Genomic DNA, 17,039 nt, shown 5'->3' with positions numbered 1-17,039 from the left:
GGGAGCCAGGGACACGGGGAACTCCTCCTGATCGGCGTGAATCCTGTGCCGGCGTCTCCACCGTAGGTGTGTGGGCCACGGCCTGCGAGGTACTGCCAGTACCTGGAAGAGCAGTGACTCCCACCTGCGGGCCCGGGCACGGTTCCCTGGAGAAGACCGAGGCCGGGCCACCCGGAACTGATCCCGACGCTCGACTGCGAACCGACCCGGAGGGAAACCGTGCGCGCAGCACTCACGTAGGAAGCCGGCGGCGTCCGCGTCGGGCATGTCGCAGCCCCGGCCCTCGAGAAACCCACCGACGCCCTGGTCCGCCTCACCGCCACCAGCGTCCGCGGCAGCGGCCTCCGCCCGTACCGGTCGAGGTCCGGCTCCGACGGCCCGGTCCGGATGGGCCACGAGTTCATCGGCGTGGTCGAGGCGACCTGACCGCCGTGGCCGCCGCCGTCCCCACCGGACACACCGCCGCCGACATCACCGCCCGCTCAGGCGCGGCACTGACCGGCTCCGCCGTCCTGCTCGCGCCGGCACTCGTGGCCGTCTCGGCCCTCATCGTCCCCACACGCGTCCCCCACCACGAAAGGACACCTGATGCAGACCCTCACCCTCAACAACGGCGTCCAGATGCCCGCCCTCGGACTCGGCGTCTTCCAGACCCCGCCCGAGGAGACCCGGGCCGCCGTCACGGCCGCCCTCGACCTCGGCTACCGGTGGACCGCAGCCGGCTACCGCCGCGAGGACCACTGGCGCCGCTGGGTCAAGCCCCTCCAGATACGTGCGATGTGCGTGAGCGGCCAAGATTCGACGGCCGGCGCTGCTGGGCGGGCGGCGGGGTACAAGCCGGAGGAGAAGTGCCGGCGGTGGGTCAAGCCGCTGGCGGCGATTGCCGAGTGACGCGAGTTGCGGAGGCCGCCGAGTAACGCGCTTTGCCGATCCTTTACCATTGAGGAGTCGTCCCGCCCCTCCAGGAAAGGTGGGTGAGCGTCCGCCCATGGGCGAGCGTCCCCGTCCGCTGTTTCGGCAACACCGCGCGATCCCGTCCGCCGTGTCCGATCATGGGACGGAGGTGACCCGATGACCGAAGTGCTCCTCCTGCTGGTGGCGATCCTGCTGTCACTCGCCTGCGGTGCCTTCGTCGCGGCCGAGTTCTCGCTGACCACGGTGGGGCGCGGCGAGCTGGAGCGGGCCGCGGAGCGCGGCGAGCGCGGGGCGGCGGGCGCCCTCAAGGCCGTACGGCACCTGACGTTCCAGCTCTCGGGGGCACAGCTCGGCATCACGGTCACCAACCTGGTGGTCGGCATGCTCGCCGAGCCGTCGATCGCCAAGCTGCTGGCCGGTCCGCTGGAGGCGGTGGGCATCCCACGGTCGGCGGCGAGTTCGCTCGCGCTGGTGATCGGCACCGCGCTGTCCACGGTGTTCCTGATGGTCGTCGGCGAGCTCGTGCCCAAGAACTGGGCGATCTCCTCACCGCTGGCCGTGGCCAAGCGGGTGGGCAACGCCCAGCGCCTGTTCAGCGCGGCCTTCCGGCCGTTCATCACCCACCTGAACAACACGGCGAACCGGGTGGTACGACGGTTCGGCGTGGAGCCCGCCGAGGAGCTGGCCTCCGCGCGCGGGCCGCAGGAGCTGGCCGCCCTGGCCCGGCACTCCGCCAAGAAGGGCGCGCTGGAGGCGGACACCGCCGAGCTGTTCGTGCGCACGCTGAACCTCGCCGATCTCACCGCTGAGAACGTGATGACCCCGCGCGTCCAGGTCGTCGCCCTGGAGGCCCGGGCGACCTGCGAGGACGTGGCGAACGCGACCCGGGCGACCGGCCTGTCCCGCTTCCCTGTGTACCAAGACAGCCTCGACTCGGTGGTCGGCACCGCCCATATCAAGGACGTCCTGGCCCTGCCCGTGACGGAGCGGGCCCGCGTCCGGGTGGCCGAGGTGATGCGCGAACCCCTGCTGGTCCCCGAGTCCCTCACCGTCGACCGCCTTCTGGACCGCCTCGGCGGCCGGCGCACCATGGCGGTCGTCATCGACGAGTACGGCGGTACGGCCGGGGTCGCCACCCTGGAGGACATCGTCGAGGAGGTCGTCGGCGAGGTCCGCGACGAGCACGACCCGCACGAGACACCCGACCTCGCCCCCGCGGGCGCCGACGAGCAGGGCCGCGCGCTCTACTCGGCCGACGGCGCGGCCCGCCTGGACCAGCTTGCGCGCGTCGGCCTCAGGGCGCCCGAGGGGCCGTACGAGACACTCGCCGGTCTGGTCGCGACCGAGCTGGGGCGGATACCCGAGACCGGGGACAGCGTGGAGGTCGCGGGGTGGCGGTTCGACGTGGTGGATGCGTCGGGGCGGCGGGCGGCCCAGGTGCTGCTGCACGCGCCGCTCGCCGGCGAGCACGAGCAGGAGGGGCACCGGTGACCGTCGTACAGCTGCTGATCGGTTTTGCGACGCTGGTCGCCAATGCCTTCTTCGTGGGCGCCGAGTTCGCGCTGATCTCCGTGCGCCGCTCCCAGATCGAGCCGCATGCCGAGGCGGGCGACCGGCGGGCCAAGAGCGTGCTGTGGGGCCTGGAACACGTGTCCGTGCTCCTTGCCGCCGCCCAGCTCGGCATCACGCTGTGCACGCTGGTGCTGGGCGTGGTCGCGGAGCCGGCGATCGCGCATCTGCTGGAGCCGGTGTTCCACGCGGTCGGCGTGTCCGAGAGCGCCGGCCATGCCGTGTCCTTCGTGATCGCGCTGGCGCTGGCGACATATCTGCACATGCTGCTCGGCGAGATGGTGCCGAAGAACGTGGCGCTCGCCGAGCCCGTGCGCAGCGCGCTGCTGCTCGGGCCGCCCCTGGTCGCGCTGTCCCGGGCGCTGCGTCCGGTGATCTTCACGGTGAACGCCTTCGCGAACGGCCTGCTCAAGTTGTTGCACGTGGAGACGAGGGACGAGGTCGCGGCGACCTTCACGGACACCGAGCTTGCGGAGATCGTCAAGGACGCCAGCGAGGCGGGGCTGATCGACGACCGGGCGCAGGAACGGCTGCACGACGCCCTGGAGCTGGGCCGCCGACCCGTACGGGACGTGGTGGTGCCGCTGGAACGTGTCGTCTACGCGCGCGTGGGCGTCACTCCGGAGGAGCTGGAGCGGCTGTCGGCGCAGTCGGGTTTCTCCCGGTTCCCGGTGGTCGACGGGGGGCGGCGGATCGTCGGCTATCTGCACGTCAAGGACGCGCTGGACGCCTCCCCGCGGGACGTGGCGTTCCGGCTGCGGGACATGCGGCCGATCGCGCGAGTGCGTGAGAGCACCCCGCTGGACGACGTGCTCACCGCGATGCGCGGCAGCCGTACGCATCTGGCGGGCGTGCTCGGCGACGACGGGCGGCTGGCGGGGCTGGTGACGATGGAGGACGTGCTACGGGAGCTGTTCGGGCAGCATGCGTGACCCCCACGAGGAGGAGCCCCGAGGAGCTCACGGGTGGGCGGGAGTCCGGCCCGACCGACCGACGGGTATGCGCCTCGGGATACCATCTCTGTCGCCATGCAGAAGAACCCTGTGAACCCTGCGCTTCCCGCACACTCCAGTCTGGTCGCGGTCGGTGACTCCTTCACCGAGGGCATGTCGGACCTGCAGCCCGACGGCTCCTACCGGGGCTGGGCCGATGTCCTCGCCGCCCGTATGGCCGCCCACACTTCCGGCTTCCGGTACGCCAACCTGGCGGTGCGCGGCAAGCTCATCGGGCAGATCGTCGAGGAACAGGTGGACGTGGCGGTCGCGATGCGGCCCGACGTGATCACGCTGGTCGGCGGCCTCAACGACACACTGCGCCCCAAGTGCGACATGGGGCGGGTCCGGGATCTGCTGACCGAGGCGGTGGAGCGGCTGGCACCGGCCTGCGAGCGGCTGGTGCTGATGCGCAGCCCCGGCCGCCAGGGCCCGGTCCTCGAACGGTTCCGGCCGCGCATGGAGGCACTGTTCGAGATCATCGAGGGGCTTGCCGGGCAGCACGGCGCCCTCGTGGTCGACCTGTACGGCGCCCCCTCACTGGCCGACCCCCGGGTGTGGGACGTGGACCGGCTGCACCTCACGACCGAGGGACACCGCCGGGTCGCCGAGGCGGTCTGGCAGACCCTCGGCTACGAGGCCGAGGACAGCGAGTGGCACACGCCGATGCCGGACACACCGCCGCCCGGCTGGGTCGCGCGCCGGGTCGCGGACGCCCGCTTCACCAGGCAGCATCTGCTGCCGTGGATAGGCCGCCGCCTGACCGGCCGCTCCTCGGGCGACGGCCGCGCGCCGAAGCGGCCGGAGCTGCTGCCGTACGAGGCATAGCGTTGGTCCCGTGTCCACGCGGATGATCAACGTCAGGGGCCGGATCCACGAGTTCGGCCCCCGGCTGGAACACGCCCCCGAGGACGTCGTCTACGTGGGCCGCCGCTGGACCATGGGCGGCTGGGACCTGCCCCGCCACCCGCTCTGCAACCCGTTCGCCTACGACACCCCGCGGAAGAAGCGGGACGGCAGCCGGGGCGAGGTGATGGCGATGTACCGGGCGTATCTGCTGGAGCGTCCCGAGCTGCTGGAGCTGGTGGCCGAGCTGCGCGGGCGGACCCTGGCGTGCTGGTGCGCGCCCGAGCTGTGCCACGCGGACGTGCTGGCGGAGCTGGCCGACGTCCTCTAGGGGCCGCCGGGCCGGTCCGGACGGCGCGTCCTGGCCGTGGCACGGCTCTCGTAGCTTCGCACGAGTGGGCCCGTGGCGCTGGCCTGCAGGAACCGCCAGTAGAATCCGTACACGTGACATCTGCCGCCGCCAAACCCAGCATCCCGAACGTCCTCGCCGGACGTTACGCCTCCGCCGAGCTCGCCACGCTCTGGTCGCCCGAGCAGAAGGTGAAGCTGGAGCGGCAGCTCTGGCTCGCCGTGCTGCGGGCGCAGAAGGACCTCGGGATCGAGGTGCCGGACGAGGCGATCGCCGACTACGAGCGGGTCCTCGACACCGTCGACCTTGCCTCCATCGCCGAACGCGAGAAGGTCACCCGGCACGACGTGAAGGCGCGCATCGAGGAGTTCAACCACCTCGCCGGGCATGAGCACGTGCACAAGGGCATGACCTCCCGGGACCTGACGGAGAACGTCGAGCAGCTGCAGATCCGGCTCTCGCTGGAGCTGGTGCGCGACCGTACGGTGGCCGTCCTGGCGCGGCTGGGCAAGCTGGCCGGCGAGTACGCGGAGCTGGTCATGGCCGGCCGCTCCCACAACGTGGCCGCGCAGGCCACCACCCTCGGCAAGCGCTTCGCGACCGCCGCCGACGAGCTGCTGGTGGCGTACGGCCGGGTCGAGGAGTTGCTCGGCCGCTACCCGCTGCGCGGCATCAAGGGCCCGGTCGGTACGGCCCAGGACATGCTGGACCTGCTGGGCGGGGACGCGGCGAAGCTGGCCGACCTGGAGAACCGGATCGCGCGGCACCTGGGCTTCTCGCAGGCGTTCACCTCGGTCGGCCAGGTATACCCGCGCTCGCTGGACTACGAGGTGGTGACCGCGCTGGTGCAGCTGGCGGCCGCGCCGTCCTCGCTGGCCAAGACGATCCGGCTGATGGCCGGGCACGAGCTGGTCACCGAGGGCTTCAAGCCGGGCCAGGTGGGCTCCTCGGCGATGCCGCACAAGATGAACACGCGGTCCTGCGAGCGCGTCAACGGCCTGATGGTGATCCTGCGCGGCTACGCGTCGATGACCGGCGAGCTGGCGGGCGACCAGTGGAACGAGGGCGACGTGTCCTGCTCGGTGGTGCGCCGGGTGGCGCTGCCCGACGCGTTCTTCGCCCTGGACGGGCTGCTGGAGACCTTCCTGACGGTCCTCGACGAGTTCGGTGCCTTCCCGGCCGTCATCGCACGGGAGCTGGACCGCTACCTGCCCTTCCTGGCCACCACCAAGGTGCTGATGGCCGCGGTGCGCGCGGGCGTCGGCCGTGAGGTCGCGCACGAGGCGATCAAGGAGAACGCCGTCGCCACCGCGCTCGCGATGCGTGAGCAGGGCGCCGAGCGCAACGACCTGCTCGACAAGCTCGCCGCCGACGAGCGGCTGCCGCTCGACCGCGAGCAGTTGGCGGCCCTGATGGCCGACAAGCTGTCCTTCACGGGCGCGGCCGCCGACCAGGTCGCCGCCGTCGTCAGCCGGATCGAGGAGATCGTGAAGCAGCACCCGGAGGCCGCCGGCTACACCCCCGGAGCGATCCTCTGAGCCGCTCGCCCGGTTCATCCCGGTCACCCCGCTTCACTCAGGCGGAACTGGCGGCCGCCCGCGACCGTCTCGTCCCGGACGTGATCGCGGACGGCCTGCATGTCCTGTTCTGCGGAATCAACCCCGGTCTGATGACGGCGGCCGCGGGCCATCACTTCGCCCGTCCCGGCAACCGCTTCTGGCCGGTGCTGTACCTTTCCGGGTTTACGCCGAGGCTGCTGAAGCCCGCGGAACAGGGCGAGTTGCTGTCGTACGGCCTCGGGATCACGAACGTGGTGGCGCGGGCGACCGCACGGGCCGACGAGCTGACGGCCGCGGAGTACGCCGAGGGCGGGCGGCTGCTGACGGCGAAGGTGACACGGGCGCGGCCGAGGTGGCTGGCGGTGGTGGGCGTCACGGCCTACCGGGCCGCGTTCGGTGACCGCACGGCGCAGGTGGGGCCGCAGGAGCGGATGATCGGGGACACGCGGGTGTGGGTCCTGCCGAACCCCAGCGGGCTGAACGCGCACTGGACGGCGGCGACGATGGCGGAGGAGTTCGGGCGGCTGCGGGAGGCGTCGGGGGCCTAGCGGGTCACGGCGGGTCCACCTCGGTCACCACGGCCAGCAGCTGGAACGGCAGTTCGTCGTCCCACTGGGAGACGCCCAGGGCGACCCACCGGCCCGACTCCGACTGCCAGAGCTGGACGTCGACCACATGCGGGGCGAGCGTGCCCCAGGGTTCCGGTATCTCCTCCCCGTCCATGCTGCGGCTGAAGACGCTGAACAGGCTGATCGGTTCCGCCGGGCGCCACCTCTCGGTAAGCCGCTCCCCCAATGCGTCCCGGTCGGCCTCGAACTGCGCCTCCGTCTCCTCCCGCTCGCTCCCGCCGTCCTCGTAGAAGTCGCCGCTGGTCTGTAACTCGGCTATCAGATACCCCGGTCCGCCCCTGCCGACATCAATCCTGCCGTGCTCCGTCGGGAACTCCCGGGCGCACAGCTCCTCGACCACGGCAAGGTACTTCGCGATGTCCATGTGATCCAGTAAAGCGGGTGCCACTGACATTTGGCGGTCCGTCAGGCGTCCCGTCGGCGCAGGCTCCGGGCTCCGGCGAGCAGCGCGGCCGCCGTCCACAGCGCGGTGACCGCCAGCCCGGTCCACGGGCCCAGGGGCCCGTCCCAGGCGCTGTGGAGGACGACTTGGCCCGCCCGGTCGGGCAGGAAGTCGGCGATGCCGGAGGACAGATCGCCGATCACGAACGACACGATCAGCAGGAACGGGATCAGGATGCCGAGCGTCGCGGTCCCACTGCGCAGTACGGTCGCGAGTCCCGCCGCGAACAAAGCCATCAGCGTCAGGTAGACACCGCAGCCCAGCGCGCCGCGCAGCCCTTCCGCCCAGCTCGGCCCGTCGGCCCCGAGCAGGAATTTGCCCAGCGCGAGGGTGACGAGGCCGGTGAGCAGACCGACGGCGAGCGCCGGCAGCGCGATCGCCGTGGCCTTGGCCGCGAACCATCGCCGCCGGTCGGGCACCGCGGACAGGGTCAGCCGCAACGCGCCACCGTGGAACTCGGACGAGACGGCCGTCGCGCCGAAGGCGACCGCCGCGATCTGCCCGAAGGACACGCCGAAGAACGCGGAGAAGAGCGGGTCGGAGTTGTCGGACCCGGCCGCCGCGAGCCCGGAGAACAACGCGGTGGCGAGCAGGACGGCGCAGAGACTGCCGACGAGCGAGCGAAGGGTACGGATCTTGATCCACTCGGCGTGCAGGACGGGCTGGAACGGCATGGTCAGGCCTCCTGACGGCGGTGCGCGGTGAACTCGGCTTCCGCCGACGTCAGATCGAGGTATGCCTGTTCCAAGGTGGCCTCCTCCTGGGTGAGTTCGAGGACGGGGACGCCCGCGTCGGCCAGCAGGCGGCCGAGGTCCTCCACGCGCGCTTGCCGTACCGTCCAGGCGCCGGCCGCGCCACGTGTCCCGTCGTAGCCATGCCGGGTGAGCAGCTCTCCAAGGCGTTGGTCGTCGGCGGTACGGACTCTCACCCCGGGCCGCACGCGCGCATGGATGAAGTCGCGGACCGGGGTGTCGGCCAGGAGCCGGCCGCGGCCGAGGACGATCAGGTGGTCCGCGAAGGACGCCGTCTCGTTCATCAGATGGCTGGAGACCAGTACCGTGCGTCCTTCGGCAGCCAGCCGTCGCAGCAACTGGCGGATCCAGACGATGCCTTCGGGGTCGAGGCCGTTGGAGGGCTCGTCGAGCAGGACGACCTCGGGATCGCCGAGGAGCGCGGCGGCGATGCCGAGCCGCTGGCGCATACCGAGGGAGTACGTCCTTACCCGGTGCCGGGCGGCTGGGGCAAGTCCCGTCTCCTCCAGCAGTTCGTCGACCCGGCCGACCGGGATGCGGTTGCTAGCCGCGAGTGCGCGCAGATGGTCGCGTCCGGTGCGGGAGCCATGTGCGGCGTGGGCGTCGAGCAGAGCGCCCACCCTGCGCAGGGGCTCGCGGAGTTCGGGATAGGAGCGGCTGCCGATCGTGGCGACTCCGGAGGTGGGGTGATCGAGGCCGAGGATGAGGCGCAAAGTGGTGGACTTGCCGGCGCCGTTGGGGCCGAGGAAGCCGGTGACGCGCCCGGGGTGGACTGCGAAGGTGAGATGGTCCACGGCCCGGCGGCCGCCGTACTCCTTGGTGAGCTCACACACGTCGATGCTGGTCATGGCCACCACTCTTGCCGGTCAAGGGGATCGGAGTCCTCCCCCGCCGGTGGAGATCGTCTCCCCCGCTCGGGGGAGGACCGTTGTCGGTGGGGCCTGTCACGATGTCCGCATGGCCCGCTTTCTGCGCCCGCTGCTGCGGGGGACGACCTACACGCGCCTGGTGCATCTGTGGGTGCCGATGCTCGTCGTCGGCCTGTGGCTCTTCGTCGACCCGTCGACCCCCTGGGTGCCCGCGCTGGTGCTGATTCCGGTCGGTCTGATCCCATCCGTGCGCCGGGGCGAGGGCGTGCAGGCTCGGTTGCTCCTCACACCCAGCGAAGAGGATTCGGGGATCTCGGAGACACCGTCGGCGACCTGGCGGGACCGGTGGCGCACGGTGCTGTGGCTGGAGGCGCGGATGATCCTCGGCGTCGCGGGCTCCTTTGCGACGGTGTGGCTGCCGTTGATCGCGTTCGGCCTCGGCCAACTCGCCACGGGGCCGGCGCCCGGTGGTATCCCGGTGCTTGGCACGGCGCGACCGCACTGGGCGTACGCCCTGCTGATCCCGCTCCCGCTCATCGCCTTCTACGGGGCCGTCGTGGGCTTCGGGGAACTGGTCACCGTTCTGGCCCGCCGGCTGCTCGGCCTGTCCGCCGCCGAGCGGCTCGCGGCCCTGGAGGAGCGCACCGAGCAACTGCTGGAGCGCACGCGTATCGCGCGCGAACTGCACGATTCGATCGGGCACGCCCTGACCGTGGCCGTCGTGCAGGCCGGCGCGGCCCGGGCGGCGGGCAACGCGCAGTTCACCGAACGGGCGCTGGCGGCCATCGAGGAGACCGGCCGGAGCGCGTTGGAGGATCTGGAGCGCGTGCTGGGCGTCCTGCGTGAGTCCCGGCAGCCGGCGAGCGGACGGCCCACGCTCGCCGACGCCGACCGGCTCCTGGAGTCGGCGCGCGCCTCGGGCGCGCAGGTGGACGCGGAAGTCGCCGGCCCGCTGGAGACAGTGCCGGGTCCGGTGTCCCGGGAGGGCTACCGCATCCTTCAGGAGGCGCTCACCAATGTGCTGCGGCACGCGGGGGCCGTGCCCGTGCGGGTCCGGGTGACCGTGGCCGACGGTGTCCTCGCACTGGAGATCCGCAATGCCCTCACCGCGGCGATACCCGGGCCCGGGCGGGGCAGCGGGCTGCGCGGGATACGCGAGCGCGCGGCCCTGCTCGGGGGCAGCGCGCGTACCGGACCGGACGAGGGCGACTGGCACGTGCACGCCGAGTTGCCGGTGCGCTGATCTACCCTGACCCGATGCCGGTCACCGTTCTCCTTGTCGACGACGAACCCCTCGTACGCGTGGGTCTGCGCGCCGTGTTGGAGGGGCAGCCCGACATCGAGGTGGTCGGCGAGGCGGCGGACGGGGCGGCCGTGATCCCGTTGGTGCGGCAGTTGCGGCCGGACGTGGTCGCCATGGACGTACGGATGCCGCTGCTGGACGGGATCGAGGCCACGCGCGCGGTGCTGCGCACCGTCGTCGAGCCGCCGAAGATCCTGGTGGTGACGACGTTTGAGGACGACGAGTACGTGTACGAGGCGCTGCGCGCGGGTGCCGACGGGTTTCTGCTGAAGCGGGCCCGGCCTGCGGAGATCGTGCACGCGGTGCGGCTGGTCGCCGAGGGCGAGTCGTTGCTCTTCCCCGCTTCCGTACGGCAGCTAGCCGCCCGCTACGGCGAGGCCGGCAGGCGCGACGCGTTGGAGTGGGCGCGGCTGACCGGGCGGGAGGCCGAGGTGCTGCGGCTCATGGCTCAGGGGATGTCCAACGGCGAGATCGCCGGGCGGCTGGTCGTCGGCACCGAGACCGTGAAGTCCCATGTGGGCGCCGTGCTGGCGAAGCTCGGGGCGCGGGACCGTACGCAGGCGGTGATCGCGGCGTACGAGTCCGGGTTCGTCGCGCCCCGCTGATCGCGGCTCTTCGGCAGGTCGGGGGTGCCAGGCACTCGCCGGGGCCGCCGGTGCCGAAGTACGATCCGGCCAACACGCAGGACAAGCTGGGAGGACGGACGTTGGCGGGGCTGACCGGCGGTGATCCGTCGCTGCTGCGAAGGATCAATTCCGCGGTGGTGCTGCACGCACTGCGTGCCACGGACTCCGCGACCCTCACCGAGATCACCCGGGTCACCGGGCTGTCCCGGCCGACCGTAGAAGGGGTCGTCGAGGGGCTCATCGAGTCCGGTCTGGTCGTCGAGAAGGCGGCCGAGGAGGGCGCCACCCGGCGGCAGGGGCGGCCTGCGCGGCGGTTCCGGTTCCGGGCCGAGGCCGGGCATCTGCTGGGCCTGGAGATCGGTGCGCACCGCGTCGCCGCGCTTCTGGCCGATCTGGACGGCCGGGTGCTGGGGGCGCAGGCCAAGGACGTGGACGAGACGGCCGACGCGGACGAGCGGCTGGAACGGCTGCGTACCGCGGTCGCCGAGCTGCTGCGCCGGGCCGGGGTGCCGCGCAGTTCGCTGCGGGCGGTCGGGGTCGGCACGCCGGGCATCGTCGAGGCGGACGGCCGGGTGCGGCTGGGCACCGCGCTGCCCCAGTGGACGGGACTGCGGCTCGGCGAGCGGCTGAGCCGGTCCTTCAAGTGCCCGGTACTGGTGGAGAACGACGCCAACGCGGCGGCCGTGGCCGAACACTGGAAGGGCGCCGCCACCGAGTCCGACGACGTGGTGATGGTGCTGGCCGGGCTCAGTCCGGGCGCCGGTTCGCTGATCGGCGGACGGCTGCACCGGGGGTACGGCGGGGCGGCCGGGGAGATCGGCGCGCTGCATCTGCTGGGCCGGGAGGTGACCCCGGAGACGCTGCTGTCCACCACCGACGAACCGCTGCACCCGCTGGACGAGCAGGCGGTGGCCGAGGTGTTCGCGCTGGCCCGGAAGGGGGACACGCGGGCGCGGGCCGCGGTCGACCGGTTCATCCAGCGGCTGGTGCACGACGTGGCCGCGCTCGCGCTGGCCTTCGACCCGGAGCTGGTCGTGATCGGCGGCTGGGCGGCGGGCCTCGACGGCGTCCTGGAGCCGCTGCGCCGTGAACTCGCCCGCTACTGTCTGCGCCCGCCCAGGGTGACCCTCTCCCTCCTCGGTGAGGCGGCGGTGGCCACGGGCGCGCTGCGGCTCGCCCTGGACCATGTGGAGGAGCAGCTGTTCGCGGTGGACGGGACGGTCACCGCGCGCCGTTGAGCAGCCGCGCTGAGAAACGCGACGCGCCCCGGAGGAGTTCCGGGGCGCGTTCTGTTCCGGCTCGGTGGCTACGAGGCCTGCCGCTCCGGTCCGTGGTGGATCTCCACGCCGCCTGAGTCGCCGAAGGTCAGCCGGCAGGTGTCCGCGCGGTACGTGGCCACGGAGAGCGCGGCGGTGCGGCCGGCGGCGAGGAAACGGGTGGTCACGACGAGGACCGGGGCGCCGGGAAGGCGGTCGAGCTCCTTGGCGTCGTCCGCGCGGGCCGAGCCGAGCTCCACGGCGCGGTCCTGACCGTCCAGCTCCAGGCGCCGCAGCTCGCGCAGCACCGCACGCGCGCGTGCCGATCCGGACGGCGCGTCGATCGCCGTCAGGTCCGGGACCGAGGACGCCGGGATGTAGAGCAGCTCCGCGGCGACGGGCTGGCCGTGGGAGACGCGGGAGCGGCGCACGATGTGCACCGTCTCTTCCGCGCCGGTCTCCAGGGCGGTCGCGACGGCGGCGGGCGGCACCGCGAGGGCGGAGTCGACCGGCTGCCAGGCGTCGTCAGGGGCGCCCGGCCAGGCGTCCTGGTCGGTGCCCACGGCCACGCCCATGCGTGGGGGCGCCACCGTCGTGCCGACACCGCGTCGGCGCTGGAGACGGCCCTCCAGTTCGAGTTGTTCGAGGGCCTGACGGAGGGTGGCGCGGGCCACGCCGAAGCGGGCGGCGAGATCGCGCTCGTTGGGCAGGATCTCGCCGACCGAGAACTCCGAGTCGAGTGCCTCACTGAGCACGGTCCTGAGATGCCAGTACTTCGGTTCCGGCACCGTTTCCAGCTGCGTGGTCCCCACCCTGTCCTCCGCAATCGCCGTGGTCCGGCGGCGTTTTAGCGCCCTTGTTTATTAAAGGTTGTTGTACTTATCTGCGACCATAGGGCGGCGCACACCCTTGGTCAAGACCAATCCTCGATCTGTTCGACAACGCAGAGAAAGCGGTGCCACGCAGCGTTCACGACGCGTTCGCACGGGGGCGTTTTCGTGACATGACGGCAAAGCTCCCGTCGTACGAGCGGAGCGGCCGGCCGTCGGCGACGCCGGTCAGGGTTACGGGGGTCACGGTTGCGGCGGTCAGGCGGCTGACGGTCGGAGTGCCGGCGGTCGCGGTGTCGGCGGTGAGAGCCCCGTCCCATTCGACACGTTCCTCCGTGTCCAGGTTGCATCGCCCCGTCTGCCATGCGCCCGGCCCAGAATGATCGGCGGACCGCCGGCGGTCGGCGGCCCGGTCCCGGAAGGGTGGCCGATGCGGTACTCGTTAGTGGATCCGGCGCGGGTGCCGGCGTTTCGGGGCACCCCCTTCCAACCCGGAGCCGTCCAGGGCGCGTTGAGCTGCACCCTCCGCCGGACGACACGCCACCCCGGGGACTACCCGTCAGTAGCAATTGCTGACAAGCTGTCTACGACGTCAGCCGATGTCCAGACGAGGAGCCCCGCATGTCCGCCACCGTCTCCCTCAAAGTCCCGGCCGCGCACGGCCAGCAGGACGTGACCGTCTCCTACGCGCGCGTGGGCCGCGGTGAGCCGCTGGTCCTGATCCACGGCATAGGGCACCACCGGCAGGCATGGGACCCGGTAGTGGACATCCTCGCGACCGAGCGGGACGTGATCGTCGTGGACCTGCCCGGATTCGGCGCCTCCCCCGGGCTTCCCACGGGGCTCGCCTACGACCTGCCGACGACCAACGCAGTACTCGCCGCCCTGTTCGAGGCGCTGAAGCTGGAGCGGCCGCACGTGGCCGGCAACTCGCTCGGCGGGCTGCTGGCCCTGGAACTGGGCCGCGAGAAGCTCGTCCGGTCCGTCACCGCCTTCTCCCCCGCCGGATTCTGGTCGCAGGCCGAGCGGCGCTACGCCTTCGGCATGCTCGTCGCGATGCGGCGGATCGCGGAGCGGCTGCCGCTCCCGCTGGTCGAGAGGCTGTCCCGGACGGCCGCCGGGCGGACTGCCCTGACGAGCACCATCTACGCCCGCCCGGCGCGGCGTTCACCCGACGCCGTGGTCGCCGAGACGCTCGCACTCGCGCGGGCCACCGGGTTCGCCGAGACCCTGCGGGCGGGCGCCGCCGTCCAGTTCACGGACGACATCCCCGGTATCCCGGTCACCGTGGGCTGGGGCACCCGGGACATGCTGCTGGTGCGCCGTCAGGGGGTACGGGCCAAGCAGATCATCCCCAAGGCGCGCCTGGTCCGGCTGCCCGGCTGCGGGCACTGCCCGATGAACGACGACCCGGCGCTGGTCGCGCGGGTCATCCTGGACGGCAGTCGCTGAGCGTCGTCCGAGGCGGGATGAAGCGTCCGCGGTCGCCGGCCGACGGCTCTTACCGGACCGGGCTCCGGCAGCCGCTGACCGGCAACTGATACGGCGCGGGGCGCGGACACGCACTACCCGGCGGCCGATACGGCACAGGGCACCCACCACCCGGCTGCCGATACGGCGCACGGCACCCAAACCCACCACCCGACGGCCGATGTGCGGCAGAGCTCCGGCGCCCAGGGCGACCCCCGCGCCCACCAGGGCGCCGCCGACGGCCTGAGCGGGACCGTAGGAGCCCGTTCCGACGAGCGGGGCGGTGGCGACGGCGGTGAGCGGGACGAGGCCCGTGAGGAGCGTCGCGCGCTCGGTGCCGATCCGCTGCACGCCCATGTACCAGCACACGAAACCGACGACGGTGACGACCGCCGCCTGCCACAGCAGCGCGGCCGTCTCCGTGGCGTCGGGCCGGCGCAGCCACGCCGCACCGTCGAGTACGGCTCCGGCCGTCGCCGCCTCGGCCGCGGCGACGGCGCACACCACAGCGGTCAGCAGCCGCGGCCCGAGCGTCCGCAGCACCGGCCCCGCGAGCACCGCGAACCCGACCTCGCCGGCCAGCGCGCACACCGAGAAGGCGATCCCACTTGCGTCGGTACGCCCCCAGCCCTGGACGGCGAAGGCGCCGACGGCGACCAGCAACGCCCCCTGGAGAACGCGGCGCTGAGGTGCCCGCCCGTCGAGGAGCGGGACCAGGACGGCCACCACCACCGGAGCGCAGCCCACGAAGACACCCGGAACCGCTGGTTCCGCAGTGCGCTCGGCGGCGAGGATCGCCAGGTTGAAGCCCACCATGCCGACAGCGGCGAGGAGGGCCAGCCGCAGCCAAGCGCACGCCCCGAGCCCGCGCAGCCGCTCCACCGCACCCGTGCCGACGAACGGCACGAGCAGCAGACAGGCCAGCCCGTAGCGCAGGAACTGGCCGCCCGCGTAGGGGTAGTGGCCCAGCACGCTGTTTGCCGTGAAGGAGCCCCCGACGAGCACATAGGCAAACGCCGTCAGAAGGGCGCCGCGCGTGATGGTCGCGTTCATGAGGACGACGCTAGGAACATGGACGGCCCGGATTAAGGTCCACTTCCATGACGTCATCGGGGACCAATCCGGGCCACCTGCCGGGTTCCGCCGCCTGGGAGCTGTTGCTGCCGGCCGCGTCGGCACCGGCACGCGCGCGTGGCCACTTCCTTCAGGCGGCCCTGCGCGAGGCGATCCGCGCGGGACGGCTCGCACCGGGCACCCGGCTGCCGTCGAGCCGGGAGTTGGCCAAGGACCTCGGCGTGTCGCGCGGGCTGGTCACCGAGGCGTACGAGCAGCTGACGGCGGAGGGCTACCTGCGCAGTGACCGGGGTGCGGGGACCTGGGTGGGCGCTGCCGTACGGGCGGCGCCGACACCCACGCGTGACCTCGCGCCGCGCTCGCCAGGGGTGCGGGTGGACTTCGTGCCGGGGTCACCGGATCTGGCGCTGTTCCCGCGCGCCGCCTGGGCCGCCGCACAGCGCGAGGTGCTGGCGGAGCTCCCGCACCGCGACCTCGGCTACCCGGACCCGCGCGGGCTGCCCCGGCTGCGCTCGGCCCTCGCCGAACTGCTCGGCCGGCGCCGGGGTACGGTCGCCGACCCGGAGCGGATCGTGGTCGTCTCCGGGGTGGCGCAGGCGGCGACGCTGCTCGGATGCGTGCTGCACGCGCGCGGGTTGCGCGAGATCGGCGTGGAGGACCCTGGCAGCCCGCAGCACGACGGCCTGTACGCGGCGGCCGGGATGCGCACCGCACCACTGCCCCTGGACGCCGAGGGCCTGGCCCTGCGCCCGTTGCACGAGTCGGGCGTACGCGCGGTGGTGACGACGCCCGCCCACCAGTACCCGACCGGGATCGCCTACTCCGCGGAACGCCGGACCCGACTGCTGGACTGGGCCCGTTCGGTCGACGGACTGCTGCTGGAGGACGACTACGACGGCGACTTCCGTTACGACCGCGCGCCCGTCGGCGCGCTCCAGGGTCTCGATCCGGAACGAGTGGCGTACATGGGATCTGTCAGCAAGTCCCTCGCGCCCGGGCTCCGGCTGGGCTGGCTGCTGGTGCCGGAGTCCCTGGCGTACGCCGTCGTCGAGCGCAAGCGGACCATGGACCTGGGTCATCCCTCGCTCGACCAGGCGGCGTTCGCCCGGTTCCTTGAGCGCGGCGACTACGACCGGCAGCTGCGCCGCTGCCAGCGCGCCTATCGGGAGCGCCGGGACGTCCTGGTGGCCGCCCTGGCCGAGCACTTCCCGCACGCGCGTGTGTCGGGGATCGCGGCGGGGCTGCACGCGATCGCCGAAGTGCCTGGGTCCTGCGGGCCGGAGAGCCGTTTCGTGGAGCGAGTGGCGGCGGCCGGGGTCGCGGTGCGTCCACTGGGTGCGTGCACGCACGCGCGGGGCGACGAATCCGTCGTGCGGCTGGTGCTGGGGTACGCGCATCTGCCGCCGGCGCGGATCCGGGAGGGGGTGCGGGTGATGGCGGAGGCGGTCGGCGGGTGACTTTCCGGGTCCGGTCAGTTGTTCACTTGTGGTTTCCGTGAGCGCTGCGGCGTACCAGTAGTTGTTGCTGTGCACAACTGGCCGGATCTCGCCATGGAGGC

At 72.4% G+C, this 17,039-nt stretch carries 16 protein-coding genes and 2 pseudogenes; 13 read left to right on the top strand and 5 right to left on the bottom strand.

Annotation, left to right across the window (positions count from 1 at the left end; translation table 11 throughout):
* Positions 1-303 precede the first annotated feature (303 nt).
* From ABZ396_RS27965 to mug, 8 genes and pseudogenes are all read left to right on the top strand, one after another.
* Positions 304-426, top strand: coding sequence for a hypothetical protein (locus ABZ396_RS27965; RefSeq protein ID WP_358922152.1), 123 nt, complete (start codon positions 304-306; stop codon positions 424-426).
* A 162-nt stretch (positions 427-588) separates the two neighbouring features.
* Positions 589-726 (top strand): annotated as a pseudogene (locus ABZ396_RS27960) (aldo/keto reductase); the annotation flags it as partial.
* Between the two features lie 345 nt (positions 727-1,071).
* Positions 1,072-2,406, top strand: coding sequence for a hemolysin family protein (locus tag ABZ396_RS27955; RefSeq protein WP_358922104.1), 1,335 nt, complete (start codon positions 1,072-1,074; stop codon positions 2,404-2,406).
* Complete coding sequence (locus tag ABZ396_RS27950; RefSeq protein WP_358922106.1) at positions 2,403-3,416, top strand: hemolysin family protein; 1,014 nt, start codon at positions 2,403-2,405, stop codon at positions 3,414-3,416. The genes ABZ396_RS27955 and ABZ396_RS27950 overlap by 4 nt, the downstream gene beginning before the upstream one ends.
* Positions 3,417-3,512: 96 nt before the next feature.
* On the top strand, positions 3,513-4,304 hold the full coding sequence (locus tag ABZ396_RS27945) for an SGNH/GDSL hydrolase family protein (protein ID WP_358922108.1): 792 nt from the start codon (positions 3,513-3,515) through the stop codon (positions 4,302-4,304).
* 10 nt (positions 4,305-4,314) lie between these two features.
* A complete protein-coding gene (locus ABZ396_RS27940) occupies positions 4,315-4,653 on the top strand; it encodes a DUF4326 domain-containing protein (RefSeq protein ID WP_358922110.1) in 339 nt (112 codons plus the stop codon).
* Between the two features lie 113 nt (positions 4,654-4,766).
* A complete protein-coding gene (gene purB / locus ABZ396_RS27935; protein WP_358922112.1) occupies positions 4,767-6,209 on the top strand; it encodes an adenylosuccinate lyase in 1,443 nt (480 codons plus the stop codon).
* A gap of 131 nt (positions 6,210-6,340) precedes the next feature.
* Positions 6,341-6,778 (top strand): G/U mismatch-specific DNA glycosylase, encoded by a 438-nt coding sequence (gene mug, locus ABZ396_RS27930; RefSeq protein ID WP_358922154.1) that lies wholly within the window; start codon positions 6,341-6,343, stop codon positions 6,776-6,778.
* A 4-nt stretch (positions 6,779-6,782) separates the two neighbouring features.
* On the opposite strand, the gene ABZ396_RS27925 is transcribed toward mug, so the two are convergent.
* From ABZ396_RS27925 to ABZ396_RS27915, 3 genes are read right to left on the bottom strand one after another with little or no spacing between them, the layout of a single operon-like run.
* The gene (locus tag ABZ396_RS27925) at positions 6,783-7,223 is read right to left on the bottom strand and encodes a hypothetical protein (protein ID WP_358922113.1); all 441 of its coding nucleotides are present in this window, start codon (positions 7,221-7,223) and stop codon (positions 6,783-6,785) included.
* 41 nt (positions 7,224-7,264) lie between these two features.
* On the bottom strand, positions 7,265-7,975 hold the full coding sequence (locus ABZ396_RS27920; RefSeq protein WP_358922115.1) for an ABC transporter permease: 711 nt from the start codon (positions 7,973-7,975) through the stop codon (positions 7,265-7,267).
* Between the two features lie 2 nt (positions 7,976-7,977).
* Entirely contained in the window at positions 7,978-8,901 is a 924-nt protein-coding gene (locus tag ABZ396_RS27915; protein WP_358922117.1) for an ATP-binding cassette domain-containing protein, read from the bottom strand.
* Positions 8,902-9,010: 109 nt separating this feature from the next.
* Here ABZ396_RS27915 and ABZ396_RS27910 point away from each other — a divergent pair, with 109 nt between their 5' ends.
* The 3 genes from ABZ396_RS27910 to ABZ396_RS27900 all read left to right on the top strand — a co-directional run bounded on the left by ABZ396_RS27910 (position 9,011) and on the right by ABZ396_RS27900 (position 12,089).
* A complete protein-coding gene (locus ABZ396_RS27910) occupies positions 9,011-10,165 on the top strand; it encodes a histidine kinase (RefSeq protein ID WP_359186231.1) in 1,155 nt (384 codons plus the stop codon).
* Between the two features lie 14 nt (positions 10,166-10,179).
* Positions 10,180-10,830, top strand: coding sequence for a response regulator transcription factor (locus ABZ396_RS27905; RefSeq protein WP_358922121.1), 651 nt, complete (start codon positions 10,180-10,182; stop codon positions 10,828-10,830).
* A 101-nt stretch (positions 10,831-10,931) separates the two neighbouring features.
* Complete coding sequence (locus ABZ396_RS27900) at positions 10,932-12,089, top strand: ROK family transcriptional regulator (RefSeq protein WP_358922156.1); 1,158 nt, start codon at positions 10,932-10,934, stop codon at positions 12,087-12,089.
* Between the two features lie 68 nt (positions 12,090-12,157).
* Here ABZ396_RS27900 and ABZ396_RS27895 read toward each other — a convergent pair whose 3' ends face one another.
* Entirely contained in the window at positions 12,158-12,919 is a 762-nt protein-coding gene (locus ABZ396_RS27895) for a GntR family transcriptional regulator (protein WP_358922123.1), read from the bottom strand.
* Positions 12,920-13,558: 639 nt separating this feature from the next.
* Here ABZ396_RS27895 and ABZ396_RS27890 point away from each other — a divergent pair.
* Positions 13,559-14,389, top strand: a complete 831-nt coding sequence (locus tag ABZ396_RS27890; protein WP_358922125.1) for an alpha/beta fold hydrolase — start codon at positions 13,559-13,561, stop codon at positions 14,387-14,389.
* Here the strand turns inward: ABZ396_RS27890 and ABZ396_RS27885 are convergent.
* A pseudogene (locus tag ABZ396_RS27885) lies at positions 14,276-15,460 on the bottom strand (DMT family transporter); the annotation flags it as partial. The gene ABZ396_RS27890 and the pseudogene ABZ396_RS27885 sit on opposite strands and share 114 nt — an antisense overlap.
* A 47-nt stretch (positions 15,461-15,507) precedes the next feature.
* Here ABZ396_RS27885 and ABZ396_RS27880 point away from each other — a divergent pair.
* Positions 15,508-16,938 carry a PLP-dependent aminotransferase family protein gene (locus tag ABZ396_RS27880; protein ID WP_358922127.1) on the top strand — a complete coding sequence of 477 codons (1,431 nt, stop codon included), beginning with the start codon at positions 15,508-15,510 and terminating at the stop codon, positions 16,936-16,938.
* The last annotated feature ends 101 nt before the right edge of the window (positions 16,939-17,039 follow it).

This window comes from Streptomyces sp. NPDC005866 (assembly GCF_040629895.1).
In the GTDB taxonomy this organism is placed as follows: Bacteria; Actinomycetota; Actinomycetes; order Streptomycetales; family Streptomycetaceae; genus Streptomyces.
Note: the sequence above shows the minus strand (reverse complement) of the source record. Positions and strands in the feature narration are given on the sequence as shown.

Coding starts and splice junctions, on each gene's coding strand:
- ABZ396_RS27955 (WP_358922104.1), top strand. CDS start 1,072: ATGACCGAAGTGCTCCTCCTGCTGGTGGCGATCCTGCTGTCACTCGCC.
- ABZ396_RS27945 (WP_358922108.1), top strand. CDS start 3,513: ATGCAGAAGAACCCTGTGAACCCTGCGCTTCCCGCACACTCCAGTCTG.
- mug (WP_358922154.1), top strand. CDS start 6,341: ATGACGGCGGCCGCGGGCCATCACTTCGCCCGTCCCGGCAACCGCTTC.
- ABZ396_RS27925 (WP_358922113.1), bottom strand. CDS start 7,223: ATGGACATCGCGAAGTACCTTGCCGTGGTCGAGGAGCTGTGCGCCCGG.
- ABZ396_RS27920 (WP_358922115.1), bottom strand. CDS start 7,975: ATGCCGTTCCAGCCCGTCCTGCACGCCGAGTGGATCAAGATCCGTACC.
- ABZ396_RS27915 (WP_358922117.1), bottom strand. CDS start 8,901: ATGACCAGCATCGACGTGTGTGAGCTCACCAAGGAGTACGGCGGCCGC.
- ABZ396_RS27910 (WP_359186231.1), top strand. CDS start 9,011: ATGGCCCGCTTTCTGCGCCCGCTGCTGCGGGGGACGACCTACACGCGC.
- ABZ396_RS27905 (WP_358922121.1), top strand. CDS start 10,180: ATGCCGGTCACCGTTCTCCTTGTCGACGACGAACCCCTCGTACGCGTG.
- ABZ396_RS27890 (WP_358922125.1), top strand. CDS start 13,559: ATGTCCGCCACCGTCTCCCTCAAAGTCCCGGCCGCGCACGGCCAGCAG.
- ABZ396_RS27880 (WP_358922127.1), top strand. CDS start 15,508: ATGACGTCATCGGGGACCAATCCGGGCCACCTGCCGGGTTCCGCCGCC.